The organism is Pseudoxanthomonas sp. 22568, from assembly GCF_052044485.1.
Classification (GTDB): Bacteria; Pseudomonadota; Gammaproteobacteria; order Xanthomonadales; family Xanthomonadaceae; genus Pseudoxanthomonas_A; species Pseudoxanthomonas_A beigongshangi.
The window spans coordinates 100931-118824 of the sequence record NZ_JBQENC010000014.1 but is presented as its reverse complement, the minus strand read 5'-3'; the positions used below and the strand labels follow the sequence as shown (position 1 = coordinate 118824).

The following is a 17894-nucleotide window of genomic DNA, read 5'->3' as shown; positions in this document are numbered from 1 at the left end:
GGGTGTTGCATTGCATCCGATTCTCACGACCCTTCCCTGTAGGAGCGACGTGAGTCGCGACGCCTTTCAGCGCATCGGCTCCGGAAGCCGCCGTCGCGACTGACGTCGCTCCTACAAGGGCGATTCGGGTGTTGCATTGCATCCGATTCTCACGACCCTTCCCTGTAGGAGCGACGTGAGTCGCGACGCCTTTCAGTGCATCGGCGCCGGAAGCCGCCATCGCGACTCACGTCGCTCCCGCAAGAAGGCATTTCCGCGGTTCAGCGTTTCGCGGGCGTGTCGGTGAACAGGGCTTCGCGGGTCACATCCAGCAGCTGCTCGTCCGGGTCATTGCTCTGCTCCCAGTACATCACGCCGCCCAGGCCTTTCTCGCGCACGTAGGCCACCTTGGCTTTCAGCGCCTGCGGATCCTCGTAGCTGATCATCTTGCGCAGCGTTGGATTCCACAGCCACGCCGCCTGCGCCTGTTCGTCCCAATGGCGGACGTAGCCTTCCTTGTTCAGCCGTGAGCGGGCAATCTCCCGCCAGGAAATGAAACCGCCACCGCTGGCGAACGGCTGGTCCAGGCCATTGTTGCCGTCGGTCACCTCGTCGAAGGTGCGGCCGTAGAACGCCAGGCCGACGTGCAGCTTGCGCGGCGGCGTGCCGCCGGCGAGGAACTCCTCCACCGCCTGCACCGTGTTGCGGCTGCCCGGCTCGGCCGTGCGCGACGGACGCAGGCCGGCGTGGTGGCCCGTGGTGCGCTTGAGGCTGCCGTAGAAGTCGTAGGTCATCAGGTTGATCCAGTCCAGGATCGCCGAGATGCGCGGGATGTCCAGGCCGCGCGCCGCGTCACCGTCGGCCGCGGCGATGGTCAGCAGGTAATACCGATCGCCCTGGGTCTTGCCGAGCGCGTCGAGTTTCGTGCGCACAGCCTCCAGCATCAACGGGAAGTTGGCCTTGTCGTCGGCGCTGTAGCTGATGCCCGGGCCGGGATGGCCGGGGTATTCCCAGTCGATATCCACGCCGTCCAGATCATGCCGGCGCACCAGTTCCACCGCGGTGTCGGCGAAGCGCGCACGCGCCGCTTCGGTGGCGGCCGCTTCGGAGAAATTTCCCGCGCCCCAGCCGCCGATCGACAGCACGATCTTCAGATCCGGATTGTCCTTGCGCAGCGCGGTCAGTCCCGTCAGCGAGCGCGCCGCGGTTTCGCGGGGCAGGAACACTTCATGTTGCGGATTGACGTGGGCGAAGGCGAAGTTGATGACGTCCAGCTTGCGCGCGCTGATCGGCGGAAGCTTCTCGCCGTCGGAGACGTAGCCGATCACTCGATATCCCGAATCGTCCTTCGCCTGCGCGGCCTGTGTTTCGACGGCGCCGACCGAGAAAGCGAAAGCCAGCGCCAACCACCCTGACCGAATCAATCTGCTCATTTCATCGCGACTCCAAGCGGGGCCGTCACTATACGATTACTTTCACATTGAGGAAGCGACGCGAATCGCGATGGCGATGAATGTCCGGGCGGCGTCATTCCTTCGCGATGGAAGGTCATGCGATGACTGCCGTGCGCCTCCGGATGTCCGTTCGGATGACGGCAGGACAAGAGATTGGACGATGGGTAGGGTGTGGGTGGTGTTCCATCATTCCGCAAGAAGCGGTCGCGACTTACGTCGCTCCTACAGAAAGCGGTGCCACGAATCCATCCTTGTAGGAGCGACGTCAGTCGCGACAATCCCGTCTCGTACTAGGAGTCAAAAGCTCGCGACTCACGTCGCTCCCACAAGAAACAGGCCGCGAACCCCACCCTGTAGGAGCGACGTCAGTCGCGATTCCCGACCCGCTCGAACAACAACCAGATCGCAGTGGAATCGCACCAACAGGCCGGCGATCTACTGCCCCGGCGGATCCCGCGGCGGAAAGCGCAGGACCACCCCGCGCACGCCGTCGTCCTGCGGGCGCACCCACAGCACCGGCACCTCGCGCGGCGCCGGGGGTTCCAGTTCGTCGTCGATTGGTGCGATCGACTCTTCCTCGTCTTCCCAGCTGTAGCGCTTGCGCGGCAGCGGTGGATCCAGCCGGCGGAACAGGAGCGCGGCGATGAAGCCGCCGACGGCGCCGCCCATGTGCGCCTGCCAGGACACGCCGGGTTCCTGCGGCAAAATGCTCAGCACCATGCCGCCGTAGAACAGGAAGGCGATCATGCCGGCCGCGATCGCGGCGCGGTCCCGGCGCAGCAGGCCGAGCATGAAGATCATGAACATCAGGCCATGGGTCAGGCCGCTGGCGCCGAGGTGATGCGAGCCCGGATCGCCCAGCAGCCACGGCCCCAGTCCCGCCCCCAGCCACACCAGCGGCACGGCGCAGGCGGTCGCGCGCGGGTACACCGCGCCGGCAAGGGTGCCGAGCATCAGCAGGGCGGTGGCGTTGGCGGCGATGTGCTCGACCGAACCGTGCAGCAGCGGCGCGGTCAGGATGCCGATGAGGCCCTGCACCTGCAGCGGCGCGATGGCGAACGGCGCCCAGTTGAAACTCGACTGCGCCGAGAACACCACCGCCAGCAGCAGCACGAAGGCCAGGCTGAGGTTCAGCGCCCACAGCAGGCGCCGGCGGTCGTGCCGGCGCTGGGTATCCGGGTCGAAGGCGGGATGATCGGGATGATGCAGGTCCATGGAAATCTGCATGGCGCCCGGCCCCCGCGTTTGCAAGGGCCGGCGGCCGGGGACAGACCATCCCGTGGGCGGGATGGCCGTCCCGGCGGCCGCTCAGGCGTGCGTGCCCGGCTTGGCCGGACGCGCCAGGCTGAGGGCGATGGTCACGCCCAGGATCGCGGCCACGCCGGCCAGCGACCACAGCACCGGGATCTTGAACACGTCGATCAGCAGCATCTTGGTGCCGATGAAGGCCAGCACCACCGCCAGGCCGTAGGGCAGCAGGTGGAAGCGATCGGCCATGCCGGCCAGCAGGAAGAACATCGCGCGCAGGCCCAGCACTGCGAACACGTTGGAAGTCAGCACGATGAACGGGTCGGCGGTGATCGCGAAGATCGCCGGGATGCTGTCCACCGCGAAGATCACGTCGGTGACGCCAATCAGCACCAGCACCACGAACAGCGGGGTGTACCAGCGCTTGCCGTCGCGGACAACGCTCAGCGCCTCGCCGTGGTACTCGGGTGAAAGCGGCAGGTGCCCGCGCATCCAGCGCAGCACCGGGTTGCGCTCCAGATCCGGCTCCTTGCCGGCCGCGAACCACATCTTCACGCCGGTCAGCAGCAGGAACGCGCCGAACACGTACAGCAGCCAGTGGAAGTGGGCCAACAGCGCGGCTCCGGCGAAGATCAGGATGCTGCGCAGGACGATCGCGCCGAGGATGCCGATCACCAGCACGCGCTGGCGCTGCTCCTCCGGCACCGCGAAGTAGCTCATCAGCATCAGGAACACGAAGATGTTGTCGACCGCCAGCGACTTCTCCACCAGGTAGCCGGTGAGGAATTCCAGGCCGACCTTGTTGGCCATCGCCACGCCGGCGGTTTCATTGACGTACCACCACAGGCCGGCGTTGAACAGCAGCGCCAGGCCGATCCAGCCCAGGCTCCAGTACAGCGCCTCCTTGAACGTCACCCGGTGCGCGCCGCCATGGCGCATCAGCACCAGATCGACCAGCAGCGCGATCACCACCACGCCGGCGAAGCCGGCCCACAACCATGGATTGCCTATCGTTTGCATCGAAAGTCCCGTCGGAAAGAGTCAAGTCCAGGCCGCAGGGCGACAGGCATGCACGGGATCGGGGGGACTCCGGGGCAGATCTTCGCCGTTGCGGCGAAGGTCTCGCTCACAGCCAGGTCTCTGGCTGCCGTGGGACCGGAGCGTGAACGCTCGAAATGACGGCCGGCACGTTGGGAGCTACTCCCCTTCTGGCGGCGATTTTCAGGGCAAGGGGCCGGGCCGGTCAACGGGAAAGGTAAAATGGCGTTCATGAATAGCCCGCTCCCCGTCGTACGCCTCAAGAACGCCTGGCGCTCCAGCCACCCGTGGATCTTCCAGAAACTGGTGGAAAAGCCCGCCCAGAAGCCCAAGCCGGGCAGCATCGTCGACGTGGTCGGCGTGGACGGCGAGTGGATTGGCCGGGGGTTCTACAACGGCCATTCGCGCATCGCCGTGCGCATCCTGGAGACCCATCCGGAGGTCCCGGTCGACGCCGGCTGGTTCTCGCGCAAGATCGCTGAGGCGGTGTCGCTGCGGCGTGACGTGCTCAAGCTGGACGCGACCACCGACGCCTGGCGGGTGGTCCACGCCGAGGGCGACGGCCTGTCGGGCCTGGTGGTGGATCGCTACGGCGACCTGCTGGTGGTCGAGTTCTTCAGCGCCGGCATGTTCCGCCACCGCGAGTGGATCTACGAGGCCCTGCAGGAACAATTCCCCGGCGCACGCTTCTACAGCTTTGCCGAGGAGCACATCCAGAAACAGGAGAGCTTCGATTTCCGCGGCAGTGATCCGGTGCCGCCGGCCGTCATCAGCGAGTACGGGGTGAAGTTCCGCGCCGATCCGGCCGGGGCGCACAAGACCGGCTTCTTCGCGGACCAGCGCGAGAACCGCGAATGGCTGTCGCACCAGTGTGGCGGCAAGCGGGTGCTGGACCTGTGCTGCAACACGGGCGGTTTCGCCGTCTACGCGGCCGCGCGCGGCGCCAGCGAAGTGGTCGGCGTGGACATCGACCAGGATGTGATCGAGATCGCCAAGGGCAACGCGCGCTTGAACGACGTCCGGCCGAAGTTCGTGCAGGCCGACATTTTCCCGTACCTGCGCGATGCGGCGAACCGGGGCGATCAGTACGACGTGGTGATCCTGGATCCGGCCAAGATGACCCGCGATCGCGAACAGGTCATCGCGGCGCTGAAGAAATACCTGGACATGAACAAGCTGGCGCTGGGCGTGGTCAAGCCGGGCGGCCTGTTCGCGACCTTCTCCTGCACCGGCCTGGTCAGCGAGGAACAGTTCCTCGACATGCTGCGCCGCGCGGCCTACTTCTCCGGCCGCACCATCCAGATTCTCAAGGTGTCCGGCGCCGGCGCCGACCATCCCTTCATGGCGCACGTGCAGGAATCGCGCTACCTGAAAGCGGTGTTCTGCCGGGTGGTGGACTGAGCGGTCGGCGGGACACCCGCAGAAGCAAACCCCCCTCAATCCCCCTTTTACAAAGGGGGGGGCAAAGCGGGCTCCGGACGATAGAGTTTCTCTTAGCCCCCCTTGACCAGCCATTCGGCTGTTGAGAAGCGCTTGCTCTTGGACCAGAAGCGAATCCCCCTCCCCCCTTTTACAAAGGGGGAGGTCAAAGCAGGCCCCGGACGACAAGGCGTTCTTTTAGCCCCCTTTGAAAAAAGGGGGCGGGCGCCGAAGGCGACGGGGGATTTGCTCTTAGCGCAAACAGTGAATCCCCCTCAATCCCCCTTCTCCGAAGGGGGAGGCAGAAGCAAAAAGCTCCCCGTCCCCTCAGCCTTCCGGCGACAATTCGATGCAGTCGAACTTCACATCAGGATCCACGTCGGCGTCATAGTCCACGTCATCGCGCTCGAAACCGAACAGCTTCAGGAACTCATGCTTGTAGTTGGCGTAGTCGGTCAGGGCGAACAGGTTCTCGCTGGTGATCTGCGGCCACAACGCCTTGGCCTTGGCCTGCACTTCCGGACGCAGTTCCCAGTCGTCCAGGCGCAGACGGTTCTCGTCGTCGGTCTGTGCCGGTTGGCCGTCCGCGCGGTACATGCGATCGCGGAACAGTCGGTCGAGCTGCTCGATGGTGCCTTCGTGCAGGCCCAATTCCTTCATCACCTTGAACACGATGCTGATGTACAGCGGCATCACCGGAATCGCCGAGCTGGCCTGGGTCACCACCGACTTCAGCACCGCGACATTGGCACCGCCGCCGGTCGCTTCCAGGCGCTTGTCCAGGCGGTGCGCGGTCTGGTCCAGATCGACCTTGGCCCGGCCCAGCGCGCCATGCCAGTAGATCGGCCAGGTGATGTCGGTGCCGATATAGCTGAAGGCGACCGTGCGCGCGCCGTCGGCCAGCACGCCGGCCTTGGCCAGCGCGTCGATCCACAGTTCCCAGTCCTGACCGCCCATCACGGTGATCGTGTCCTCGATCTCCTGCTCGGTCGCCGGCTCGATGGTCGCCTGGATGATGGCGTCCTTGTTGGTGTCGATGGCGGTGGAGGTGTAGGCCGCGCCGATCGGCTTGAGCGCCGAGCGCTTCAGCTCGCCGGTCGAGGGCAGCTTGCGCACCGGCGAGGCCAGCGAGTAGATCACCAGGTCGACCTGGCCACCCATTTCGTTCTTGATCAGCTCGATGACCTGGGCGCGGGCTTCGTCGGAGAACGCGTCGCCATTGATGGAGCGGCTGTAGAGCCCGGCTTCCTTGGCGAACTTGTCGAACGCTGCGGCGTTGTACCAACCGGCGGTGCCGGCCTTCTTCTCGCTGCCCGGCTTCTCGAAGAACACGCCCAGGGTGTCCGCGCCAAAGCCGAACGCGGCCGAGATGCGCGCCGCCAGCCCGTAGCCGCTGGACGCACCAATCACCAATACCTTCTTCGGACCGTCCGTGCGCACGCCCTGCGCGCGCGTGGCGGCGATCTGGTCACGGACGTTGAGCTCGCAACCGAGCGGATGGGTGGTGGTGCAGATGAAGCCGCGGACTTTGGGATGGATGATCAACGTCGGGTACCAGGCGGTGTTTGTCTGCGCGGCATCTTACCCGCCCGCGCCCCGCGGAATGAAGCAGGCCGGTATCGGTGGCATTCCGTTCGCCTGCGTACAGTCGCCATCGCGCATGAAAAAAGCGGGCCGAAGCCCGCTTCTTCCCGGCATGTTGCCGGCGGCGAGGCTTACGCGTCGCTGCCCTTGGCCAACAGGCTGCTGCGACGGCTGTACAGCAGGTAGACCACCACGCCGATCGCGTTCCAGGCCAGGAACCACAGCTGGGTGGTGCGCGGCAGGCTCCAGAACAGATACAGGCAGCCGCCGATCGCCAGCGGGCCGACCAGCCAGGCGGCCGGCGTGCGGAACACGCGTGGACGGTTGGGATCGCGCTTGCGCAGCACCAGCAGGCACACCGCCACCGCGATGAATGCCGCCAGCGTGCCGGCGTTGGCCAGCGCGGCGATTTCGTCCAGGCGCGCCACCCCGGCCAGCGCGGCCACCAGGATCGCGGTGAACACGGTGATCGCCACCGGCGTGCCGGTGCGAGGGTTGACCTTGGACAGGCCACGCGGCAGCAGGCCGTCACGCGACATCACGAAGAAGATGCGGCTCTGGCCGTACAGGAACGCCAGCAGCACGGTCGGCAGGGCGACCACGGCGGCGCCGGCGATGACCTTGGCGGCGGTGCCCTGGCCGAGTTCGCGCAGGATCAGCGCCAGCGGCTCCGGGCTCTGGCCGAACACGGTGTAGCTCATCGCGCCGACCGCGGCGGCGGCGACCACGATGTAGATCAGGGTGCAGCCAATCATCGAGCCGACGATGCCGATCGAAAGATCGCGACCGGGATTTTTGGTTTCCTCCGCGGCGGTGGAGATCGCATCGAAGCCGTAGAAGGCGAAGAAGATGATCGCCGCCGCGGCCATCACCCCGCGCTCGACGCCGTCCGCGCCCATCGACTTGACGAAGCCGTAGGGCATGAAGGGTTCCAGGTGGGCCGCATCGAACTGCGGCAACGCGATGGCGACGAACACCGCCAGCGCGATCACCTTCACCACCACCAGGATGGCGTTGAGGGTGGCGCTCTCGCGGGTGCCGGCAATCAGCAGGCCGGCCACCACGAAAGTGATCAGCACCGCCGGCAGGTTGATCAGGCCGCCGGCGTGCGGACCTACGGTCAGCAGGGTCGGCAAATCCACGCCCATGCCTTTCAGGAAGCCGACCGCGTAGCCCGACCAGCCCACCGCCACCGTGCTGACCACCAGCGAGTACTCCAGGATCAGGCTCCAGCCGACCACCCAGGCGATGGATTCGCCCAGCACGGTGTAGCTGTAGGTATAGGCGCTGCCGGCGGCCGGCATCAGCGTCGCCATCTCGGCATAGGCCAGCGCCGCGCAGGCGCAGACCACGCCGGCGACCACGAACGACAGCAGCACGGCGGGACCGGCCAGGTTCGCGCCCACCCCGATCAGGGTGTAGATGCCGGTACCGACGATCGCGCCGATGCCCAGCGCCACCAGATGAGGCCAGCTCAGCGTGGGCACCAGCCGGCGGCCCTCCTCGTGCACGGTGACGCGATCGATGGACTTGCGCCGGAGCCAGGTCTGCATGGAGTGTCCTTGAATACGGAAGGGACCCGGCAGGCCGGGCAGGGCTCGACGGCAATAGGGTCGAGGCGCGTGCAGGCTAAAGGCCGGCCGCCTCGGTGGCAATCGGCAGCGCACCACCGGTGTCCGGGTTTACGGTTGCCGAAGAGCGCTGGATGCTGGCGCGAAAAGCAAGCGCTTCTCAACCGCCGAATGGCGGGTCAATCCCCCGTCGACCGCTGAAGCGGCCGCCCGCCCTCTTTTTAAAAGGGGGCATCCAGACGATGCCCAGACCTGGGAACCCGCTTCTCTTCCCCCTTTGAAAAAGGGGGACCGAGGGGGATTTGCTTCTGCCCCGGGGCGCCGAAACCCTACCGCCCATGATGCTTCTTCAGATACTCCGCCAGCGCCACGGCCTGGTTGTGCTCGGGGTCGCGCGCGCCGTAGACCAGGGTCACCCGACCGTGCTTCAAAGCCTCGCGCAGCGGTGCCAATGCTTCGGGCTGGGCGTCCAGTTCGGCGAAGTAACGCTCCCGGAATCCATCCCAGCGCGATGGCTCATGCCCGTACCAGGTACGCAATTCGGTGCTGGGCGCCGCCGCCTTCATCCACTCCGCGTCCAGCTTCTCCTTCGACACCCCGCGCGGCCACAGCCGGTCGACCAGGATCCGCTTGCCGTCCGCCCGCGCGGCGGGTTCGTAGGCACGCTTGATCCGCAGGTCCATGGGAGTCTCCTCAACCGGTGCCCAGCCGCACGCCGAAACCAACCAGGAAAACGCCCGCCAGCGATTGCAGCCAGCGTCGCAGGCGCGGCTGCTGGCGCACCCGCTGGCTCATCGCGTGGCCGGCCAGGATCAGCAGCGAGCAGTACAGCAGCGTGATCACCGCGATCAACGCCGCCATCGTGGCGAAGGTCGCCAGGCCCTGGTGGTGGGCCGGATCGATGAACAGCGGGAAGAATGCCATGTAGAAGATGATGGCCTTCGGATTCAGCAGGGTGACCAGGATGCCCTGGCGGAAATAGCGCCCGGCTTCCATCCGCACCGGACCACCCGCGCCTTCGCCACGCTGCCACAGCAGTTGCACGCCAATCCAGATCAGATAGGCGGCGCCGGCGTACTTCACCAGCCCGAACAGCACCGGATTGGCCTTCAGCAGCGCGGCCACGCCGATCACCGCCAGCCACATCAGGATCTGATCGCCCAGCGCCAGTCCGGCCAGGGTCGCGTAACCGGCGCGCAGGCCGCCCTTGCCGGTGGCCGTCAGCAACGAAAACGTGCCCGGACCGGGAATGGCGAGGAAGACGATCACGGCCGCCACGAAGGTGCCGAGATCCTGGATGCCCATCCACTGCATGACGATTCGTTTCAATCAGGGGGACTCGGATTCTGCGCCCGAAAATCGGGCCTGTCATGCGCGTGCGCCGACGGTTTGCCGCGACGTTGGTATCAAGGACTGAGACGCGCCCGGCTACACTGTCCGCCATGGATACCCAGACCCTGCTTGTCCTGCTCCTGATCCTCGCCGCCGCGGCCGTCGTGTTGTTGGTCGTGTTGCTGCTGCGCCGACCCGAGGACCGTCTGGGCGGCGTACTGGAGCGCGCGCTGCGCGACGAGCAGCGCGACGGGCGCGGCGAGCTGCGCGAGCAGCTGGAAGGGTTGTCGCGCCAGCAGGAAATCCGCATCGAGGGCTTCGGCCGCAGCCTGGCCGACCTGAGCACCCGCACCGACCAGCGATTGGACGTCCTGCGCGAGGCACTGAACGAGGATGCCCGCAAAGGCCGGCTGGAAGCGGCCGAATCGCAGCAGCGTTTCGCCGACACTCTGGGCCAGCGGCTGGCCGAACTGACCCAGCGCAACGAGCTGCGCATCGGCGAGATGCGCACCACCCTGGAAGCGCGACTGAAGGAATTGCAGGCCGACAACACCGCCAAGCTGGAGCAGATGCGGCAGACGGTGGACGAAAAACTGCAGACCACCCTGGAAGCGCGGCTGGGTGCCTCGTTCAAGCTGGTGTCCGAGCGGCTGGAGCAGGTGCAGCGCGGGCTGGGCGAAATGCAGCAGTTGGCCACCGGCGTGGGTGACCTCAAGCGCGTGCTGAACAACGTCAAGGATCGCGGCGGCTGGGGCGAAGTGCAGCTGGAAAACCTGCTCGAACAGGTGCTGACCGGCGAGCAGTTCGCGCGCGGCGTGCGGGTTCGTCCCGAAAGCAGCGAAGCGGTCGACTTCGCCATCCGCCTGCCCGGGCGCGGGGAGGATCAGGCGCCGGTGTGGCTGCCGATCGACGCCAAGTTCCCGCGCGAGGATTTCGAGCGCCTGCTGGACGCGCAGGAACGCGGCGACACCGAAGCGATGCGCGGCGCGGGCGCGCAGCTCGAACGCGCGATCAAGGTGCAGGCCAAGTCAATCAACGAAAAGTACGTGGTGCCGCCGCACACCACCGATTTCGCGGTGATGTTCCTGGCCACCGAGGGCCTCTATGCGGAAGCGATCCGCCGGCCCGGCCTGGTCGATACCTTGCAGCGCGAACACCGCATCGTGGTGGCCGGCCCGACCACGCTCGCGGCGCTGCTCAACAGCCTGCAGATGGGTTTCCGCACCCTGGCCATCGAACAGCGCTCCAGCGAGGTCCGCCACCTGCTGGGCGCGGTGAAGACCGAGTTCGGCAAGTTCGCCACCGTGCTGGAGAAGGCCCACAGCCAGCTCGACACCGTGCAGAACAGCATCAAGGCCGCCGGCGTGCGCACCCGCGCCATCGAGCGCCAGCTGCGCAACGTCGAAGCCCTGCCCGGCGAGGACAGCCAGAAGCTGCTCGGCGCCGACGAGGCGGAATAGCGTCGCCCTGAAACCGAGCGTTGTAGGAGCGACGTAAGTCGCGACCTTTTCGCCTGTCGAACGATGGGTCTGTCGCGACTTACGTCGCTCCTACAAGGTACGAACCGGAATCGCTCGGGATTATCGGTAAACCTGAAAGGAGCCAGACAAGAAAAAACCGGCGCTTTGCGCCGGCTTTTCCTGGGTCTCCGATTCGCGACTGACGCCGCTCCCACGATTCGCAAAGCGGACGATCAGTCGCCCGGAGTGAGCTGTGGCATCGGCATGGCATTGGCCGGAACGGTCGGATCCGGATCCTCGTCGTTGAGGTAGTCCGGCAGCGACTGGTCCTGATCCTGCGAGCGGGTGCCCTCGATCTGGTAGGCGCGGCGCTGCATCCACGAATCGCGGACCAGGGTGTAGTCGTCGACCGCGCCTTCGCGCAGGCTGTCCAGCGACAGCAGCTGGGCGCGGGTGTCCACCAGGTTCAGGCCCTGCAGGAAGATGCGGGTCTTGTCGTCCTCGATGTAGCGCACCGGACTGAGCGGAATGTCGCCAGCCAGGCCGAACACGTCGCGCACGGTGCGCGGGCCGAAGAACGGCAGTTCCACGTAGCGTGACTTCTTCCAGCCCCAGACGCCCAGGGTCTGGCCGAAATCCTCGCTGCGGCGGGGCAGCTTCGCGTCGGAAGCCGGATCGAAGATGCCGCCGATGCCCAGCGTGGAGTTCAACAGGAACCGGCCCAGCGCCTGGCCGGCGTACTTGGGGCGGCCCTGCAACAGGTGGTTGATGGCGGCCAGCGGCTGGGTCAGGTTGTCGAAGAAATTGCTCACGCCCAGTCGCATCGGCCGCGGCACGACGTTGGAATAGGCGCGGGCCAGCGGGCGCGCGACCGCGCGATCCACCGCGTTGTTGAAGCGGTGCACCTTGCGGTTGAACTTCTCCCACGGGTCGTACACCGCCGGCGACGATACCGCGGCGGGCAGGGTGGGGTCGGCCACCGCACCGCCGTAGATGGCGGCGAAGTCGTCTTCGGCACTGGTGGCCGGCGCATCGGCATCGGTGGTCGCGGCGGTGGCCGGCACTTCCACCGGCGGAACCGTGGCGCCGGGATCCGGTGCGATTTCGGTCGAGGACGAAGGCGCGGCTTCGGCGGCGGCCACCGGTGCGCCGCCGTCGATCACGGTGGCGTCGGCGGTGGGATCCGGAGCGGAAGCCGTCTTCGGCGCCGACGCGCAGGCCGTGGCCAGCGCGGCGAACAGGAGCACGGTGCAGAGTCGGAAGGTGTTCATCCCGTTTCCTTGGAATCTCGGGGGGGAGAGGGTCAGGCCGGAAACTCCAGTCCCGGCGTCAGGCGGTACGCGGCACACAGTTCGGTGAAGCCGGCAGGCTGGCCTTCGATGGCCGGCACGCCGCCGGACGCGCGTACCCGCGCGGCCAGTTCGGCCAACAATGCCAAGCCGGCGCTATCCACGGTAGTGACATTGGTCAGGACGATGCGTTGCACGCCGGTGGCCTTGGCCAGTTGCGGCCACAGTGCGACCGCCGCGGCGCGATCCAGCGCACCGCGGAACACCAGCGCGTCGCCCTCGCGGGCGACGCCGGCGTCACTTCTTGCCGCTGGCGCTGGCATTGGTCTGCAACTTGCCGGCACGCAGGTCGGCGGCGACCTGGCTGATCGATTTCTGCCGCAGTGGGGTGTCGAACTGGGTCTTGAACGTCTGCACGAACGAGACGCCCTCCACCATCACGTCGAACACCTTCCACTTGCCGCCCGCCTGGCGCAGCAGGTAATCCACCGGAATCGGCTCGCCGTCCGGGCGCAGCATCTCGCTGGCGACCTTCACGCCGCGTCCGCCGGGCAGGGCGGACTCGGACTTCACCCGCACCTTTAGCTGGGTATTGAAGTCGAGCAGCGCCGAACCGTAACGGGTCATCAGGCTGTCGCCGAGCGCGTCGGCGAAAGTCTTGACGTCGGCGTCGCTGGCGCCGCGTCCGTGGATGCCCAGCACCAGCCGGGCCGCGTAGTCGCGGTCGAACAGGTTGTTGAACTCGCCGGAGATGTACTGGCGCAGGGTGGCCGGGTTGGCCTTGAACTCGGCACGGCGCTTTTCCAGCGTGCCGATGATGCGCGAGCTGTTGGTCAGCACCACCTGGCTGGCCGAACTCGGCGCGGCCTGGGCGGTGGCGGTCTGCGCGCTGGCGAGCACCGGCACGCCTGCGAGCAGCGCGGTGGCCAGGGCGAACGGCAGGAGGGAACGTTTCATGATCGTTTTCATGGCTGGGTTTGTTCTTCCGTCGGTTGTGCGGGCGGAGCGGCTTCTTCGCCGGGTGTGCTGCTGCCGGCGCTGCCGCCGCCGCTGAACATGTATTTGCCGGCCAGCTGCAACAGATCCACGGCCGGTTGGGTGAAGGCGATTTCCTCGCCGGGCTTCAGTACTTCCGGATCGCCGCCGGGCGACAGGCCGACGTAGTTCTCACCCAGCAGGCCGCTGGTGAAGATGCCGGCGGAGGTATCGGCGGGCAGATCCTTGAACTTGGTATCCAGGGACAGGGTGACGATGGACTCGAACTTGACCGGATCCAGCTGAATGTCGGCCACCTGGCCGACCACCACGCCGCCGATCTTGACCGGCGCCTGTTTGCGCAGCTGGCCCAGGTTGGTGAAGCGCGCCTTCAGCTCGTAGCTGCCGCCACCGATGCCGAAGCGCTTGTTGGTGGAGGCGATCGCCAGCACCAGCAGCGAGGCCAGGGCCAGCAGCAGGAAGGCGCCGACGGCGAATTCGAGACGGGGTCCACGGACAGCCATGGCATCAACTCCGGAAAAGCAGGGCGGAAAGGACGAAATTGAACATCAGCACCAGCAGCGAGGCGTTCACCACCGCGCGGGTGGTCGCCACCGAGGTGCCCTCGATGGTCGGTTCGGCGTGGTAGCCCACGTAGGCCGCGACCAGCGCGCTGGTGCCGCCGAACACCGCCGACTTCAGCAGCGCCACGCCGAAGTCGTCCCAGAAATCCACGCTGTTCTGCAACGCGGACCAGAACGTGCCGTTGTCCAGGCCCAGCACGTGCACGGCTTCGAAGTAGCTGGCGCTGATCGCCAGGCTGCAGAAGAAACCGGTCAGCAGCGGCACGGTCAGCACCGCCGCCCAGAAGCGCGGCGCGACCGCCTTGGCGACCGGATCGATGGCCATCAGCTCCAGCGCCTTGATCTGATCGGTGGCGCGCATCAGGCCCAGCTCGGCGGCAATCGAACTGCCGGCGCGGCCGATGAACAGCAGCGCGGTCAGCACCGGACCCAGTTCGCGGTACAGCGACAGGCCCAGCAGCGTCGACAGCGCGTCGGAGGCGCCGAACGTGGTCAGGGTGCGATAGCCCTGCAGGGTCAGCACCAGCCCCACGAACGCGCCGCCGACCGCGATGATCGGCAACGAGCGACCGCCGATCTTGTAGATCTCGCGGGTCAGCTCGGCGAGGAAGTCGCGGGTCGGCGCCGAGGCGCGGAACACCGACAGCGAGAACAGCCCCGCGCGGCCAAGCGAACGGGTGGCGGCGACGAACGGCATCAGTGGATCCCTCCCTTAGGCAGCAGTCCCTTCCCCCGCGTGCGGGGGAAGGTGCCCGAAGGGCGGATGGGGGCAAATGCAGGAACCTGGACGAATACGTCTTCATCCCTGCCCCCACCCCAACCCTCCCCCGCGTCGCGGGGGAGGGGGCTATTTATGAGTGCGGCAAGCCGGCCGTGCGCGAAGCCGGCTTCGATTCCCGATTCCCGATTCCCGATTCCCGGCTTCAAGCGGCTTCCCCCACGCGCTTGACCGCATCGAACGCGATCGGGCCATCCGGTTCGCCGCGCAGGAACTGGCGCACCAGCGGGTCGCCGGTGTTCTCCAGTTCGGCCGGCGTGCCGGTGAACACCAGGCCGCCGTTGGCGATCACCAGCGCCTGGTCGGCGATCGGCAGGGTTTCGTGGACGTGGTGGGTGACGATGATGCTGGTCAGTCCCAGGGTGTCGTTGAGGCGCTGGATCAGGCTCATGATCACGCCGCTGGCGATCGGATCCAGTCCGGTCAGCGGTTCGTCGTAGATCATCAGCGGCGGATCCAGCGCCAGGGCGCGCGCCAGCGCGACCCGGCGGGCCATGCCGCCGGACAGTTCGCGCGGATACAGATCGGCGGCGGCGCGCAGGCCGACCGCGTTCAACTTGAACTCGACCAGGCGCCGGACCAGCGGCGCGGCCAGCCGGGTGTGGGTGCGCAGCGGCAGCGCCACGTTCTCGGCCACGGTCAGATCGGTCAGCAGGCCATTGCCCTGCAACAGCACGCCGATACCCTTGCGCATCTCCAGCAGCGCGTGGCTGCGGCGCGGCACAGCCTGACCGAATACTTCCACCTGGCCCGCGGCCGGTGGCAGTTCGCCGGTCAGCGCAGCCAGCAGGGTGGACTTGCCGCTGCCGCTGGGACCGAGCACGGCGGTGATGCTGCCGCGCGGCACCGTCAGCGCGATGTCGCGCAGGATGGCGCGTCCGCCGCGATCGAGGCGGACATCGGACAGGCGCACGGCGGGTGTGTCGGCGGATGTCATGGCGGGGGCAGGCGCTTAACGGAAAAGCAACGAGGAAGCTTCGCGGCTGGCGGCTGAACAAAACCGAACTGACCGGTACAGGTATTGTGCCGGAAACCAAGGCCGACGGAGCCGAATCGGTGGGAAACACCGTCCCGGTATTCTTCATGACGAACGAAACCGTGGCCGGTTGGGCCGACCGTTACGATGTCGCGCGGCGGTGCGGGGCGCTCGAGCGCCTGTCCAGCGCAAGTGGCTTGCTCCGAGCGAGCGCTCCTGGAAAAAGAGCACGTCCACGGAGGGAGCATCGGGTGTGTCGCTTCCCGGGTAACCTTAATCAGGTGCCTGGTGCCCGCTGTTCAGCCTGACCTGGAAGAACCACGTGGCAAGTACCTGACCCTTCGAGGAGGGGAACGGAACCTCATCAGAAAGCGGTACTTCGACTGCGGATCAGGACGTGCCGCGAACGCGTAAGGAAATAAAGAAGCGATCAACCCTGCAGCGGTCCCTATCCACCAGTGGCCAGTCTGGAACAGTTGCGGAATGTACCAGAGGACTGCAACTGGACAGCATCACCGCTGCGATACAGCGACAACTCCTCGCCGATATAAGCTTCGTCGAAGCCGTTGGAAGCAGATTCGGCACGAGTCAACATCGTCGACCCGGAAGGCAGTTTCACCAGAGCGTTGTGTTTGTCGTAGGTCACCGTGAGACCGCTACTGTCGTCGCAGGCGTATACAACCATGCTTCCCGAGGACGTACCAGGTGCGGGGGCAGGCAATGAGGGCGGCGCCGGCTGGACTGCAACGGGAGCCGCTGCCATTTCTTCCGCAGGTGGCGTGGCCTCGGATTCTTCGGAGGCATTGTTGGGGGTGCATGCCGCAGTCATCGCGGCCAACAGGAATCCGGCTACCACCCGTAATCCGTAATTCATTTCAGTTCCCCGTGTGGATCAGCCGTGATCATAGTCTGTCCTGCCATGCCCCAAGTCGCCTTTTCTGCATGTGCCTGTTTTTCACGCCAGAGCGTGCGCGATGAATCCGACGGACGGTTGGCGCACACGGCGATACATGTGCGCTTTTTACGTTCACAGGTATGTTAAAAGGGCGGCCAGGGCGAGCATCCGAATCACACCAACAACTCTGCTTGGTGGCCTGGCCCAAGGGGAACATGCGTAGTCGGCACCAAGGAACTCCAGACGGGCTTCACCCGAGATGGGACGTTTGGCAACGGCATGTGTAAGGCAAGTCCCAACACTGACTTCAGGTACTAGGGGAACTATCATGGGCTCTAAGAAACCAGCATTGTGCTATCTGTTGCTCATATCGGTATTGCTCCTGCTTACCAGCGGGAGCGCGTTCGCACAGGCAACCCGAACATGGGTGTCTGGCGTCGGAGACGATGTCAATCCCTGTAGCCGTACCGCGCCCTGCAAGACATGGGCTGGCGCGATTTCCAAGACGGCAGCGGGCGGCATGATCAATTGCATCGATCCCGGCGGATTTGGTGCCGTGACGATCACGAAATCAATCACGATTTCCTGCAAGCATGTGGAAGGCTCGGCCTTGGCTTCCAGTACTACTGGCGTCACCATCAATGGCGCGGGCATTGATGTCGTGCTCCGTGGGCTGGATATCGATGGAAGTCCGACAACCTCACCAGGCCTGAACGGGATTCGTTTCCTCCAAGGGGCATCACTTATCGTCGATGACTGCGTCATCCGTGATTTCAGTGCGGCTGCGCCCAATGGAAATGGCATCCTTGTCAACAACACATCGCTAGTGGTCGAGGTTCATATCCTCAACTCGAGCATAACCGGAAATGGCGCAGGAACGACCGGCGCCGGGCTCAACATCGCGCCTACGGGTTCGGGTGGCGCGCGCGTCACCATCACGAACTCCGTGCTGTCGAATAACAGCGTTGGACTGCGTCTCGACTCAGCCGGTACTTCGGGCACTATCAACGCCACCATTACAGATACGACCGCAGCTGGCTCTTCATCCCATGGCGTTTTCGTGAATGCAGGCGGGCCGATCCGCGCGATGCTGAATCGAGTGACCTCCGTCAACAACCTGGGTGACGGCCTGCGGGCGGCAGGTGCCAATGCCATAGCCAGAATAGGTAGTTCCGTTGTAACGGGTAACAATGGAACTGGCCTTCTCGCTCTCAGCGGCGGCCAGGTCCAGTCTTATGGAAACAATCAGGTCAACAGCAACATGACAGACGGCGCGGCTACCGCGGTGGGCCTCAAGTGAAGCGCGCCGAGT

Annotated in this window: 17 protein-coding genes; 3 read left to right on the top strand and 14 right to left on the bottom strand. The window is 65.9% G+C overall.

Annotation, left to right across the window (positions count from 1 at the left end; genetic code table 11):
* Positions 1-260 precede the first annotated feature (260 nt).
* The 3 genes from ACTJI2_RS16640 to ACTJI2_RS16630 all read right to left on the bottom strand — a co-directional run bounded on the left by ACTJI2_RS16640 (position 261) and on the right by ACTJI2_RS16630 (position 3701).
* Complete coding sequence (locus ACTJI2_RS16640) at positions 261-1412, bottom strand: glycoside hydrolase family 18 protein (protein ID WP_440842777.1); 1152 nt, start codon at positions 1410-1412, stop codon at positions 261-263.
* Between the two features lie 456 nt (positions 1413-1868).
* Positions 1869-2648 (bottom strand): rhomboid family intramembrane serine protease, encoded by a 780-nt coding sequence (locus ACTJI2_RS16635; protein WP_440842776.1) that lies wholly within the window; start codon positions 2646-2648, stop codon positions 1869-1871.
* Between the two features lie 93 nt (positions 2649-2741).
* Entirely contained in the window at positions 2742-3701 is a 960-nt protein-coding gene (locus tag ACTJI2_RS16630) for a TerC family protein (RefSeq protein WP_183639913.1), read from the bottom strand.
* Between the two features lie 249 nt (positions 3702-3950).
* On the opposite strand from ACTJI2_RS16630, the gene ACTJI2_RS16625 reads away from it, so the two are divergent.
* A complete protein-coding gene (locus ACTJI2_RS16625) occupies positions 3951-5120 on the top strand; it encodes a class I SAM-dependent rRNA methyltransferase (RefSeq protein WP_141454902.1) in 1170 nt (389 codons plus the stop codon).
* 345 nt (positions 5121-5465) lie between these two features.
* Here the strand turns inward: ACTJI2_RS16625 and fabV are convergent, their stop codons facing one another.
* From fabV to leuE, 4 genes are all read right to left on the bottom strand, one after another.
* Positions 5466-6683: an enoyl-ACP reductase FabV gene (fabV, locus tag ACTJI2_RS16620; RefSeq protein ID WP_183639917.1), complete on the bottom strand. Its 1218-nt coding sequence runs from the start codon at positions 6681-6683 to the stop codon at positions 5466-5468.
* 170 nt (positions 6684-6853) lie between these two features.
* A complete protein-coding gene (locus ACTJI2_RS16615) occupies positions 6854-8275 on the bottom strand; it encodes an amino acid permease (protein ID WP_440842775.1) in 1422 nt (473 codons plus the stop codon).
* A gap of 347 nt (positions 8276-8622) precedes the next feature.
* Entirely contained in the window at positions 8623-8976 is a 354-nt protein-coding gene (locus ACTJI2_RS16610; protein WP_440842774.1) for a DUF488 domain-containing protein, read from the bottom strand.
* A gap of 10 nt (positions 8977-8986) precedes the next feature.
* Positions 8987-9622 (bottom strand): leucine efflux protein LeuE, encoded by a 636-nt coding sequence (gene leuE / locus ACTJI2_RS16605; protein ID WP_440842773.1) that lies wholly within the window; start codon positions 9620-9622, stop codon positions 8987-8989.
* Positions 9623-9735: 113 nt separating this feature from the next.
* Here leuE and rmuC point away from each other — a divergent pair, with 113 nt between their 5' ends.
* A complete protein-coding gene (gene rmuC / locus ACTJI2_RS16600; protein WP_192198251.1) occupies positions 9736-11085 on the top strand; it encodes a DNA recombination protein RmuC in 1350 nt (449 codons plus the stop codon).
* A 233-nt stretch (positions 11086-11318) separates the two neighbouring features.
* On the opposite strand, the gene ACTJI2_RS16595 is transcribed toward rmuC, so the two are convergent.
* From ACTJI2_RS16595 to ACTJI2_RS16565, 7 genes are all read right to left on the bottom strand, one after another.
* Positions 11319-12356 carry an MlaA family lipoprotein gene (locus tag ACTJI2_RS16595; RefSeq protein ID WP_440842772.1) on the bottom strand — a complete coding sequence of 346 codons (1038 nt, stop codon included), beginning with the start codon at positions 12354-12356 and terminating at the stop codon, positions 11319-11321.
* A 32-nt stretch (positions 12357-12388) separates the two neighbouring features.
* The gene (locus ACTJI2_RS16590; RefSeq protein ID WP_440842771.1) at positions 12389-12697 is read right to left on the bottom strand and encodes an STAS domain-containing protein; all 309 of its coding nucleotides are present in this window, start codon (positions 12695-12697) and stop codon (positions 12389-12391) included.
* A complete protein-coding gene (locus ACTJI2_RS16585; RefSeq protein ID WP_318288118.1) occupies positions 12672-13331 on the bottom strand; it encodes an MlaC/ttg2D family ABC transporter substrate-binding protein in 660 nt (219 codons plus the stop codon). The genes ACTJI2_RS16590 and ACTJI2_RS16585 overlap by 26 nt, the downstream gene beginning before the upstream one ends.
* Positions 13332-13339: 8 nt before the next feature.
* Positions 13340-13873 carry an outer membrane lipid asymmetry maintenance protein MlaD gene (gene mlaD, locus ACTJI2_RS16580; protein ID WP_318288119.1) on the bottom strand — a complete coding sequence of 178 codons (534 nt, stop codon included), beginning with the start codon at positions 13871-13873 and terminating at the stop codon, positions 13340-13342.
* A 4-nt stretch (positions 13874-13877) separates the two neighbouring features.
* Positions 13878-14630 (bottom strand): MlaE family lipid ABC transporter permease subunit, encoded by a 753-nt coding sequence (locus ACTJI2_RS16575; protein ID WP_141454892.1) that lies wholly within the window; start codon positions 14628-14630, stop codon positions 13878-13880.
* 226 nt (positions 14631-14856) lie between these two features.
* Positions 14857-15648, bottom strand: coding sequence for an ABC transporter ATP-binding protein (locus ACTJI2_RS16570; RefSeq protein WP_440842770.1), 792 nt, complete (start codon positions 15646-15648; stop codon positions 14857-14859).
* A 487-nt stretch (positions 15649-16135) separates the two neighbouring features.
* Positions 16136-16561 carry a hypothetical protein gene (locus ACTJI2_RS16565; RefSeq protein ID WP_440842769.1) on the bottom strand — a complete coding sequence of 142 codons (426 nt, stop codon included), beginning with the start codon at positions 16559-16561 and terminating at the stop codon, positions 16136-16138.
* Between the two features lie 541 nt (positions 16562-17102).
* On the opposite strand from ACTJI2_RS16565, the gene ACTJI2_RS16560 reads away from it, so the two are divergent.
* Complete coding sequence (locus tag ACTJI2_RS16560; RefSeq protein WP_440842768.1) at positions 17103-17882, top strand: hypothetical protein; 780 nt, start codon at positions 17103-17105, stop codon at positions 17880-17882.
* Positions 17883-17894: the final 12 nt, after the last annotated feature.

What these genes read in the sequence shown, in the direction of transcription:
- ACTJI2_RS16640 (WP_440842777.1), bottom strand. Translation starts at nt 1,412, where the DNA reads ATGAGCAGATTGATTCGGTCAGGGTGGTTGGCGCTGGCTTTCGCTTTC.
- ACTJI2_RS16635 (WP_440842776.1), bottom strand. Translation starts at nt 2,648, where the DNA reads ATGGACCTGCATCATCCCGATCATCCCGCCTTCGACCCGGATACCCAG.
- ACTJI2_RS16630 (WP_183639913.1), bottom strand. Translation starts at nt 3,701, where the DNA reads ATGCAAACGATAGGCAATCCATGGTTGTGGGCCGGCTTCGCCGGCGTG.
- ACTJI2_RS16625 (WP_141454902.1), top strand. Translation starts at nt 3,951, where the DNA reads ATGAATAGCCCGCTCCCCGTCGTACGCCTCAAGAACGCCTGGCGCTCC.
- ACTJI2_RS16615 (WP_440842775.1), bottom strand. Translation starts at nt 8,275, where the DNA reads ATGCAGACCTGGCTCCGGCGCAAGTCCATCGATCGCGTCACCGTGCAC.
- ACTJI2_RS16610 (WP_440842774.1), bottom strand. Translation starts at nt 8,976, where the DNA reads ATGGACCTGCGGATCAAGCGTGCCTACGAACCCGCCGCGCGGGCGGAC.
- rmuC (WP_192198251.1), top strand. Translation starts at nt 9,736, where the DNA reads ATGGATACCCAGACCCTGCTTGTCCTGCTCCTGATCCTCGCCGCCGCG.
- ACTJI2_RS16595 (WP_440842772.1), bottom strand. Translation starts at nt 12,356, where the DNA reads ATGAACACCTTCCGACTCTGCACCGTGCTCCTGTTCGCCGCGCTGGCC.
- ACTJI2_RS16590 (WP_440842771.1), bottom strand. Translation starts at nt 12,697, where the DNA reads ATGCCAGCGCCAGCGGCAAGAAGTGACGCCGGCGTCGCCCGCGAGGGC.
- ACTJI2_RS16585 (WP_318288118.1), bottom strand. Translation starts at nt 13,331, where the DNA reads ATGAAACGTTCCCTCCTGCCGTTCGCCCTGGCCACCGCGCTGCTCGCA.
- mlaD (WP_318288119.1), bottom strand. Translation starts at nt 13,873, where the DNA reads ATGGCTGTCCGTGGACCCCGTCTCGAATTCGCCGTCGGCGCCTTCCTG.
- ACTJI2_RS16575 (WP_141454892.1), bottom strand. Translation starts at nt 14,630, where the DNA reads ATGCCGTTCGTCGCCGCCACCCGTTCGCTTGGCCGCGCGGGGCTGTTC.
- ACTJI2_RS16570 (WP_440842770.1), bottom strand. Translation starts at nt 15,648, where the DNA reads ATGACATCCGCCGACACACCCGCCGTGCGCCTGTCCGATGTCCGCCTC.
- ACTJI2_RS16565 (WP_440842769.1), bottom strand. Translation starts at nt 16,561, where the DNA reads ATGAATTACGGATTACGGGTGGTAGCCGGATTCCTGTTGGCCGCGATG.
- ACTJI2_RS16560 (WP_440842768.1), top strand. Translation starts at nt 17,103, where the DNA reads ATGATCAATTGCATCGATCCCGGCGGATTTGGTGCCGTGACGATCACG.